This window comes from Teichococcus wenyumeiae, from assembly GCF_003696345.1.
In the GTDB taxonomy this organism is placed as follows: domain Bacteria; phylum Pseudomonadota; class Alphaproteobacteria; order Acetobacterales; family Acetobacteraceae; genus Pseudoroseomonas; species Pseudoroseomonas wenyumeiae.
This window is the reverse complement of record NZ_RFLX01000080.1, coordinates 1-7,638: the sequence shown is the minus strand read 5'-3', so window position 1 is coordinate 7,638 and position 7,638 is coordinate 1. Positions and strand designations below refer to the sequence as shown.

Annotated in this window: 11 protein-coding genes; 5 read left to right on the top strand and 6 right to left on the bottom strand. The window is 61.6% G+C overall.

Annotated elements, in window-relative coordinates:
- Positions 1-137: 137 nt before the first annotated feature.
- The 3 genes from EBE87_RS27145 to EBE87_RS27135 all read right to left on the bottom strand — a co-directional run bounded on the left by EBE87_RS27145 (position 138) and on the right by EBE87_RS27135 (position 2,132).
- A complete protein-coding gene (locus tag EBE87_RS27145) occupies positions 138-551 on the bottom strand; it encodes an adenylyltransferase/cytidyltransferase family protein (RefSeq protein WP_120640648.1) in 414 nt (137 codons plus the stop codon).
- Positions 552-798: 247 nt separating this feature from the next.
- A complete protein-coding gene (locus EBE87_RS27140) occupies positions 799-1,161 on the bottom strand; it encodes a hypothetical protein (protein WP_120640649.1) in 363 nt (120 codons plus the stop codon).
- A gap of 323 nt (positions 1,162-1,484) precedes the next feature.
- Positions 1,485-2,132 carry a PEP-CTERM sorting domain-containing protein gene (locus tag EBE87_RS27135; protein WP_120640650.1) on the bottom strand — a complete coding sequence of 216 codons (648 nt, stop codon included), beginning with the start codon at positions 2,130-2,132 and terminating at the stop codon, positions 1,485-1,487.
- 358 nt (positions 2,133-2,490) lie between these two features.
- Here EBE87_RS27135 and EBE87_RS27130 point away from each other — a divergent pair, with 358 nt between their 5' ends.
- The 4 genes from EBE87_RS27130 (at position 2,491) to EBE87_RS27115 (ending at position 4,611) form a co-directional block, all read left to right on the top strand.
- Positions 2,491-2,922: a GNAT family N-acetyltransferase gene (locus EBE87_RS27130; protein ID WP_120640651.1), complete on the top strand. Its 432-nt coding sequence runs from the start codon at positions 2,491-2,493 to the stop codon at positions 2,920-2,922.
- Between the two features lie 275 nt (positions 2,923-3,197).
- Complete coding sequence (locus EBE87_RS27125) at positions 3,198-3,635, top strand: DUF1772 domain-containing protein (protein WP_120640652.1); 438 nt, start codon at positions 3,198-3,200, stop codon at positions 3,633-3,635.
- 17 nt (positions 3,636-3,652) lie between these two features.
- Positions 3,653-4,228, top strand: coding sequence for an AAA family ATPase (locus EBE87_RS27120; protein WP_233553442.1), 576 nt, complete (start codon positions 3,653-3,655; stop codon positions 4,226-4,228).
- A 140-nt stretch (positions 4,229-4,368) separates the two neighbouring features.
- Positions 4,369-4,611, top strand: coding sequence for a hypothetical protein (locus EBE87_RS27115; RefSeq protein WP_120640654.1), 243 nt, complete (start codon positions 4,369-4,371; stop codon positions 4,609-4,611).
- On the opposite strand, the gene EBE87_RS27110 is transcribed toward EBE87_RS27115, so the two are convergent.
- From EBE87_RS27110 to EBE87_RS27105, 3 genes are all read right to left on the bottom strand, one after another.
- Positions 4,608-5,153, bottom strand: a complete 546-nt coding sequence (locus tag EBE87_RS27110) for a helix-turn-helix domain-containing protein (RefSeq protein ID WP_147426205.1) — start codon at positions 5,151-5,153, stop codon at positions 4,608-4,610. The genes EBE87_RS27115 and EBE87_RS27110 overlap by 4 nt on opposite strands.
- A gap of 390 nt (positions 5,154-5,543) precedes the next feature.
- A complete protein-coding gene (locus EBE87_RS28855) occupies positions 5,544-5,831 on the bottom strand; it encodes a hypothetical protein (protein WP_147426206.1) in 288 nt (95 codons plus the stop codon).
- 1 nt (position 5,832) lies between these two features.
- Complete coding sequence (locus EBE87_RS27105) at positions 5,833-6,480, bottom strand: division plane positioning ATPase MipZ (RefSeq protein ID WP_120640656.1); 648 nt, start codon at positions 6,478-6,480, stop codon at positions 5,833-5,835.
- Positions 6,481-7,066: 586 nt separating this feature from the next.
- Between EBE87_RS27105 and EBE87_RS27095 the strand changes: the two genes are divergently transcribed.
- A complete protein-coding gene (locus EBE87_RS27095; RefSeq protein WP_120640658.1) occupies positions 7,067-7,588 on the top strand; it encodes an IS630 family transposase in 522 nt (173 codons plus the stop codon).
- The last annotated feature ends 50 nt before the right edge of the window (positions 7,589-7,638 follow it).

The window sequence follows — 7,638 nt, the reverse complement described above, 5'->3', positions numbered from 1 at the left end:
CGGCCACAGCCCGCAGGACATATTCCTGGCCGGGTCATTTCTCGATGAAAACGCCGGGTCAGGTCTCAGCGAAAATCAACAACCAGACCGTACGTGTTTAGCATGGCCGCTTGAAAATGCCTCTAGGAGGAAGCTGCCTATACTTTCGCCGGGATGGCCAAACCCTGCTTGATGTCTGTTGTCGAAATGCCTTCCGTCCGCGGCAGATAGACCACGTCGCAGAGGCTCTTGAACTGATCGAAGCGCCCGGCCCAGTCATCGCCCATCACCAGCACATCGGCCTTGTAGTGCTTGATGTACTCGGCCTTCAGTTCCAGGCTCTCCTCGTAGAAAGCCTCGTTCACGCAGCGCAGGGCCTCGACAATGGCCAGCCGCTCATGCTGCGGGAAAACCGGCTTGAGCCCCTTCTTGGAAAAGTTCAGGGCGTCCGTGGAGACACCGACAATCAAGTGGTTACCCAGGGCGGCGGCGCGCTTCAGGATATTGAGATGGCCGATGTGGAATAGATCGTAAGTCCCAAATGTAATCACGCGTGTCTGCGGAGCTGACATTCATTCAGACCTTACAGTTGTGCCGCCTATTACCCACGGCCGCCCATGAACTAACAGATACGTTTCGCAACAAGCTGGTTCAGGTGTCAATCACCTCCAATGCAATTTTCTCATAGTGTGGGGTGCTTGGCTTAGGCCATGCTAAAGCGCCCGCAGTCGCTGGCACCGCCGACGGCCACGGCTCTCCGCAGCACGATAATCAAAGGGCCGGCGTGCTCACCGGTCAGGCCAGTGGCGGTTGCCGCAATCAGCGGCCGTTAGGTCCAGGCGCAGCCTGCTCTGACCCTTCGTGATCAGCTCCACTCGGGATCTGCTCGCTGCCAGAACTCTTCTGGGCAGCACGGGCCTGGGCGGCCTTCTCGGCCTTCGCCACACCTTTGCGCATCATGTTCAGGATGACGCGCATCTCACCAGACACACGGTTCGCGCCGCTGGCCATGCGCCGAATGTGGCGTTCGATGTTCGCAAGCGGCCGGTCATCCCCCCGCCGTTTCATCCACTTGGCGAAGCCGGCCTGTGTCTGACCTAAGGCTTCTAGCTCGGCGCGGAACCATGCCGCAGATTCCGAGGTGCCGGTGGTGGGGAGTGGCTTGCTGTCGTCGTCCGTCATTACTGTCTATGCTGCACGACGTCGCCCTGTGCGCCTAGACCATGCTGACGTAGGAGATCTGGTAGGTTTTGCACGATAACTCATAGCCAGCGTGCTCCCCCAGCTGTTGGCCAACCGGTCGCGGCAATCGGGATCTATGTCGGAGTTCGGGTCCCTGAGCAGACTCCCGCCCTATCTAGCGGTTGCCCAGCTGGGGCTATCTTGAGAACCGGTGCTGGCTGAACTGCATTTCGGGAGAGCGACAGCGGATCATCGCACTTGCACGAGCACGCCAATACAGGAAGCCCGGTGGAACCTACGCTCCGCCGGGCTTTTCTCGTGCCTTAGGCCTGTGCGCGGCGCCGGCGGATCATCCCCAGCCCGACCACGCCCACGCCGAATAGCGCCATGGAGGCTGGTTCCGGCACGGCTGTCGGACTGCTCACCGTCACAATGCCCTGCGCATTGCAGATGTCCGCGATACAGCCTGGCATGGGAAAGTGATCGTCACTGCCGAATTCAGCAGTAAAGGTGCCTTCCTCACGGACGCTGAATCGAAACAGGCTTCCGGGTGCCCGTATCGTTACAAAGGCCTCAAGCGCGCCTTTGGGTTCAGCGCTGAAGTTATAACTCACTAGAAATATCGGATTATGATAGCCGAGAAGATATGCGTTATCGAAGACTCGTTGGAAACCTCCGGCAGTCAGCGCTAACTGCAGATCGGGCAACGCAGCCAGTTCCGCCGCGCTCAGAGCAGGGTTATTCGCTGAGCCTACTTGATAGTTGAAGTTGAAGCCTGCGGCGTATTCCTCATCCGAGACGGTAAGGCGCCCGGAGAATTGCGTCTCACTGGCGACAGGGTAGCCGGTGCCCTGGTCGGCGCTCATGGTCGGTCCGACTTGGAGGAAGTCGAAGATCACATCGGCCCTGGCGCCCGTAGCCGTGGCGGTCAGCGCAGCTGCTGCAATAACGAGATTACGAAGCCACTTCATGCTCGTCTTCTTCTGTAAGGTGGAAACCCAGCCAGCAAGAGACGGGCCAAAGTCGATTCGGCTTCGGAAACAAAGACTAAGCTGGAGATAGATCGGCGTGGCAAGGAAAATTGTAAGGAATCTCGACGCCAGCTTGTGCTTTCAGCCTCCTCTGCGTCAAGGCGGCGCAGCGGGAGGGGCGGGTAAGGCTTCCTACCGTCCCGCTAGGCGGCGATCGCAGCACGATAACGCCTAGCCGGCGTGCCCATCGCGCCACTGGCCAGTCCCTGCCGCAATCGGCAGCTTGTCGGGGTTCGACCCTAAGCGGATCTGCCTTTTCGACGTTCTCACGCTGGATCGGCCGCCGTAGGCTCCCGACATGGAAGCCGTGAGGCCCGGGCTGGTCCTGACCAGCGAGCCTGATGAAGCTGCCTATCCAGCTATCCTCCACCCCTTGGTCGCCCTCAATGTCAGCAAAGTGGGGGACCATGAGCGCACCCCTCTGGGAGTGCTGATCCAAGATCCCCTTACTGGGCAGGTGACAGGTGGCCTCTGGGGCAGAACCTCATGGAAGTGGCTGACAATCGAGCTGCTTTTTGTGCCCGAGGTTTATAGGGGACAGGGCCTTGGCTCAGCGGTAATGCAGCTGGCAGAGAAGGAAGCTATCAGGCGTGGCTGCATCGGCGCCTGGCTGGATACGCATAGCTTCCAAGCCCCAGGCTTCTATGAAAAGCAGGGCTTTGAGCGCTTCGGCCTGATTGACGACTATCCGCCAGGCCACAGCCGCATCTTCTTCCGGAAACACTTCTGAACTCTCGCGGCGGCCAACAGCGTTCGTTTCCTACGCTGACCAGCGCGAAAGGCCGGGTCGGGGTGCCGCAGGCGACCCAAAGCGGTCCTGCGGAACGTTGCGATGCTAGTCGGTGTCCGGCATCATGGTGCTGCCGGAAATAGGGTCGCAGGTTGGTAGCTCCTGCGCCCGTCCTTGAACGGGTTCTTCTCAGCCTCGGCGTCGATCTGACCAGCGTCGGGGTGGCGCATCAGGTGTGGTCGCGCCTCCCGACAGCGAACCAGAGGAGAATTCACGTGGTCGCTGGCCTTGTTGCCCTTGTCCTTGCGACGCTCTTTGCCGGGGCTGCACTCTACATCAGCCTCATCGAGCATCCCGCCAGGATGGGCTTGGAGGATGCGCCCCTGCTTGCGCAGTGGCAGCCTAGCTACAAACGTGCCCTGCCCATCCAAGCTAGCCTAGCCATGCTGGGCGGGGTCGCTGGGCTCCTGTCCTGGTACCAGCTCCGCGAGTGGCAGTGGATGGCAGGAAGCTTGCTCCTGCTCGCGAACTGGCCATTCACGATGCTGATCATCATGCCGACGAACAAGCGCCTGATGGCGATGACGCCGCAGGAAGCGGGGGCGGGAAGCCGTGGCCTGCTGGGTCGCTGGGGCAGCCTACACGGCGTCCGGAGTATCCTCGGCTCCGCCGCGTCCCTCCTGTTCGTCTGGGGTTTCCTGGTCACCCGCTAGGTCCGCTTTCTGCCCCCTTGCCTTACATCGACCAAGCAGAGGAGATCGACTTGCAGGACCAGTCACGGTTCTTCGTGGTCACAGGTGGTCCGGGCTCGGGTAAGAGCACGCTGATCGAAGCCTTGAAGGCCTGCGGACTGCGAACGATGCCCGAAGCTGGTAGGGCCGTCATCCAGGATCAGGTGACGATCGGCGGTTCCGCCCTGCCGTGGGACGACCGCCTCGGCTTCGCGGAGCTGATGCTGGGTTGGGAGCTTCGATCCCACCGGGAGGCTCGCGATCACGTCGGAGTCGTCCTGTTCGACCGCGGCATCCCAGACCTGTTGGGATACCTGACCCTGTGCGGCCTGCCGGTCCCGCCGCATGTCCAGCAGGCAGCCCATACCTTCCGATACAACCGCCGTGTTTTCATCGCGCCGCCCTGGCCAGAGATTTTCGGCCAGGATGCGGAACGCAAGCAGTCACCCGAAGAGGCGCAGGCAACCTACAAGGCAATGGTCGATGCCTACACGGGCTACGGCTACGAGCTGATACACCTCCCGAAGAGTCCGGTAGAGGACCGAGTCCGCTTCGTCCTAGCTGAGTTGGGTTAGATCTGCTCACCACCCCTTCGGGCGTCCTTATCGAGCGCTTTAGCACGATAAACCCCGGCTTATCGTGCTGCCAGCCGTGCCCTCGCTTGGCTGCCGTAATCCAGCCGCAGGTAACGCCTAGCGTGTGCTAGATAAGTGGCATGGCCCACCCCTCCCCCGAACTGCCGCCGCCCCACCTGCCGCACCAGTTGGCAGAGGACGGCCCCTGGAAGATCTGGTGCTACCGCGGCGCCACGGTGCGCTCCTGGGGCAGGACCAACCGGCTGGTGATGCCAGGTCACCCGCTCGATGGCACCTACCTGAGCCATCATAAGGCCTGGTTCCCCCTGATCGACCGCTGGTTGGACCACGGCGACCTGCCGCTGCCACCACGGCTTGGCTAGGCCATAGCCAGCCCCCATTTCGCCGCCAGTGCCTGGCGCTGGGCCGCCGGCAGGGTGCTGCCCTCCCCTCTCCTGCCCCTCTCTAAAGCCTTTTTTTTCTCCAGAGAGACTTCGGCTGGCCGAGCCTCGGTATCGCTTGCGGCCCATTGCTCTGGGCTGGCGAATAAATAGGCGCTTGTCCACTGGCACCAGCGGCCGGCGACCGTCACGCCCCGGCGCACATGGCCTATGATGCCGGCGGCCTCGATGCGGCTCAGGGCGAGCTGCACGGTGGACCGGGCGCAACCCGACCATTCCGCCAGCTGGCCAATGCTGGGGTCACAGACCCCATGCCGCGAGGGGCCGCGATACAGCAGCGTCCAGAGCACGATGATCCCGGTGCGACGCAGGGCTCCCCCATGCATTCCCGGCTGGTGGCTGCGGCGCTCCAGGCGACGTGCAGCCTCCATGATGCGGCGGCGGTCAGCATCGCCGAGGTGTTGGCGCTGCCAGGCGGCAACGCGCACGGACCCGGCACGCGCCGGGCGTGATGAGGCAGGCATGCCCATGCTCCTGGGCCGCCAACAGGACGCAGTTTCCCGTTCCGCGAATCTTGCGGTTCAAAGCGCTGGTGCCTATCTTGAGCGTTAGAAGTCTAGTGGTTCGCTCGTTCCGCCCTGGCAGGCGGGATAGGCAATGATTACGGAAAGGGGTTGTTCTGGCGGTTCTGCTGGGGCGGCTCCTTTCTTGTTTCGACTCGCTGTCAGGACGGGATGCCCTGGCCTCTGCCATCAAGCCCCTCAGAATATCGTCTGGCAAGTACCTGTTTTTCGGGAGAAAAGCTAGAAAGCTAGCTAGCCTCATCAGGCTTGCGACGAGCTAGCTAGCTAGCTTTCTTCGGGTGACTTCGGCTAAAGTCTGAAAATACTTAAGGTTGGACGAAAGCTAGATAGCTAGCTTTCTGGAAGATCCATGGAGCGGAGTTGCTTCTGCACCCAGCCCTTCAGGGCCTCCTCAATTATGACCTGTTTCGGGCGACCGAGCGCCTTATGCAGATACTCAAGCTGTAGCATCAGAGGCTCAGGTAGCTTTGCGTTAAGCTGAAGCCGCAGGTCTGGCCGCACACGAGGATCCAGCCATGGAAGATCGGGGAGGGCCGGAGCGACTGGCGCAGCAGTGGCTTCCGCTACAAAGTCCTCCGGGCGCTGCGGCGGACGCTTGGACGGCATCTTGATGGCCATGTCAGGCTTCCCCGAACAGCTCGTCATGTAAGAATGCGACCTCAGAGCAGGCCTTCGCATCACGACGCGGCATCTCGTCCACGGTCAGCCCCTCGCCCGCAGAATGGTTGAAGGCGGCCCGGAAAACTGTGAGCGTCTTGAGCAGCTTGAACCGTGGCATATCTGCCAGGATGTCGGTCGCCTCCTTGCGGGCACGGTCAATGGCGGATGGCGGCACCTGAGAGAGCACAACAACCGCCTTCAGCGCATCATTGAAGCCTTCCGCCAGGGTGACAACTTCTTGCATCTTGAGCAGGGTCCAGAAGTCGAAGCTGCCAGGGCGGAGCGGCATGAGCAGGATATCGGCGCCAAGCATTGCCGAGCGGAACTCCTGGCTATCCGCGCCGCCAGTATCCACAACTACATCGTCATAATGCCTGGCCAGTTCCTTCAGTTCGACATGAACTTTACCGCCACGGAGGGAGACGCAAGGAACCTGCGGCACCTCCGGATGCTCCTTGCGGGCATCGCTCCAGGTAGATGAGGTTCCCTGGCTATCGGCATCCACAAGAACGACGCTGCCGCCCAGCGCCTTGCGCGCAACCGCGAGATGCGTGGCGAGGGTGGTTTTACCCACTCCGCCTTTCTCGCCACCAACCATGATGATCATCTACCACCTCTAGAAAGCTAGCTAGCTTTCTAGCTAGCTTTCCCTGATATCTTCAAGGGCTGTTCTGCATAGCTACTGGTGGCGAGCCAAGCGCAGCGCGCCGGATGATGCCTAATGAAGGAAAGAAAGCTAGCTTTCTACATAGCTTTCTTTCCCTATGAGCGCCTGAAATATCTGGTTAATCCGCAGACTAGAGCGGTTTTTAGCCTGACTGAATCGCTTGTGATCCCGGCGCCGGGCGGAAGGTGATTCAGTTGTCCCGGTGTTGAAGGGGCGACGGGCATGTCGAAGGCACTGTCGGTGCATCTGCGCGAGCGAGTGGTGGCGGCAATAGCGGCAGGAGCATCCTCCGGGCGGCGGCAGCCCGCTTTGGGGTGAGTGTCTCCAGCGCAATCCGCTGGCGCGCTCTGTCACGGGAGGCGGGGTCAGTCGCGCCCGGGCCGCTGGGCGGCGACCGTTGGTCCTCGCGCATTGAAGACCACGCAGCGCTGATCCTGGCGCTCGTCGAGCGGAAGTCTGACATCGCGTTGACGGAGATCCAAGCCGAGCTTGCCAGGGCCGGTGTGGCGGCAGGCATCACGACGATCTGGCGGTTCTTTCAGCGGCGCCAGATCACGCGCAAAAAAAGACGGCGTATGCCGCGGAACAGGACCGTCCGGACATCCTGAAACGGCGCTGGGACTGGTTTGAGACCCAGCCTGACCTCGAACCGAACCGTCTGGTGTTCATCGATGAAACCTGGGCGTCGACGAAGATGGCACGCACTCATGAGCGGTCCCGCCGTGGCCAGCGCCTGCGGGCAGCGATCCCACAGGGGCATTGGAAGACCACAACCTTCATCGCCGGGCTGCGCAACAGCGGCATGGTGGCGCCAATGGTGCTCGATGGGCCGATCAACAGCGTCGCCTTCCAGGCTTACGTCGACCAGGTGCTGGTACCCGAACTGGCGCCCGGTGACATCGTCATCATGGACAACCTGGGCAGCCACAAGGGCGCGGGCGTCAGGGCTGCAATCGAAGCCGCCGGGGCAAGCCTGCTCTATCTCCCGCCCTACAGCCCCGAGTTCAACCCCATTGAGAACGTCTGGACACGAGGCCGCTGGATGTGACGTTCTTGTAGCACCGCGGCTGGGCCACAAGGCCCTGCTTGCGCTGGCCC

What these genes read in the sequence shown, in the direction of transcription:
- EBE87_RS27140 (WP_120640649.1), bottom strand. Translation starts at nt 1,161, where the DNA reads ATGACGGACGACGACAGCAAGCCACTCCCCACCACCGGCACCTCGGAA.
- EBE87_RS27115 (WP_120640654.1), top strand. Translation starts at nt 4,369, where the DNA reads ATGGCCCACCCCTCCCCCGAACTGCCGCCGCCCCACCTGCCGCACCAG.
- EBE87_RS28855 (WP_147426206.1), bottom strand. Translation starts at nt 5,831, where the DNA reads ATGGCCATCAAGATGCCGTCCAAGCGTCCGCCGCAGCGCCCGGAGGAC.
- EBE87_RS27135 (WP_120640650.1), bottom strand. Translation starts at nt 2,132, where the DNA reads ATGAAGTGGCTTCGTAATCTCGTTATTGCAGCAGCTGCGCTGACCGCC.
- EBE87_RS27145 (WP_120640648.1), bottom strand. Translation starts at nt 551, where the DNA reads ATGTCAGCTCCGCAGACACGCGTGATTACATTTGGGACTTACGATCTA.
- EBE87_RS27130 (WP_120640651.1), top strand. Translation starts at nt 2,491, where the DNA reads ATGGAAGCCGTGAGGCCCGGGCTGGTCCTGACCAGCGAGCCTGATGAA.
- EBE87_RS27110 (WP_147426205.1), bottom strand. Translation starts at nt 5,153, where the DNA reads ATGCCTGCCTCATCACGCCCGGCGCGTGCCGGGTCCGTGCGCGTTGCC.
- EBE87_RS27105 (WP_120640656.1), bottom strand. Translation starts at nt 6,480, where the DNA reads ATGATCATCATGGTTGGTGGCGAGAAAGGCGGAGTGGGTAAAACCACC.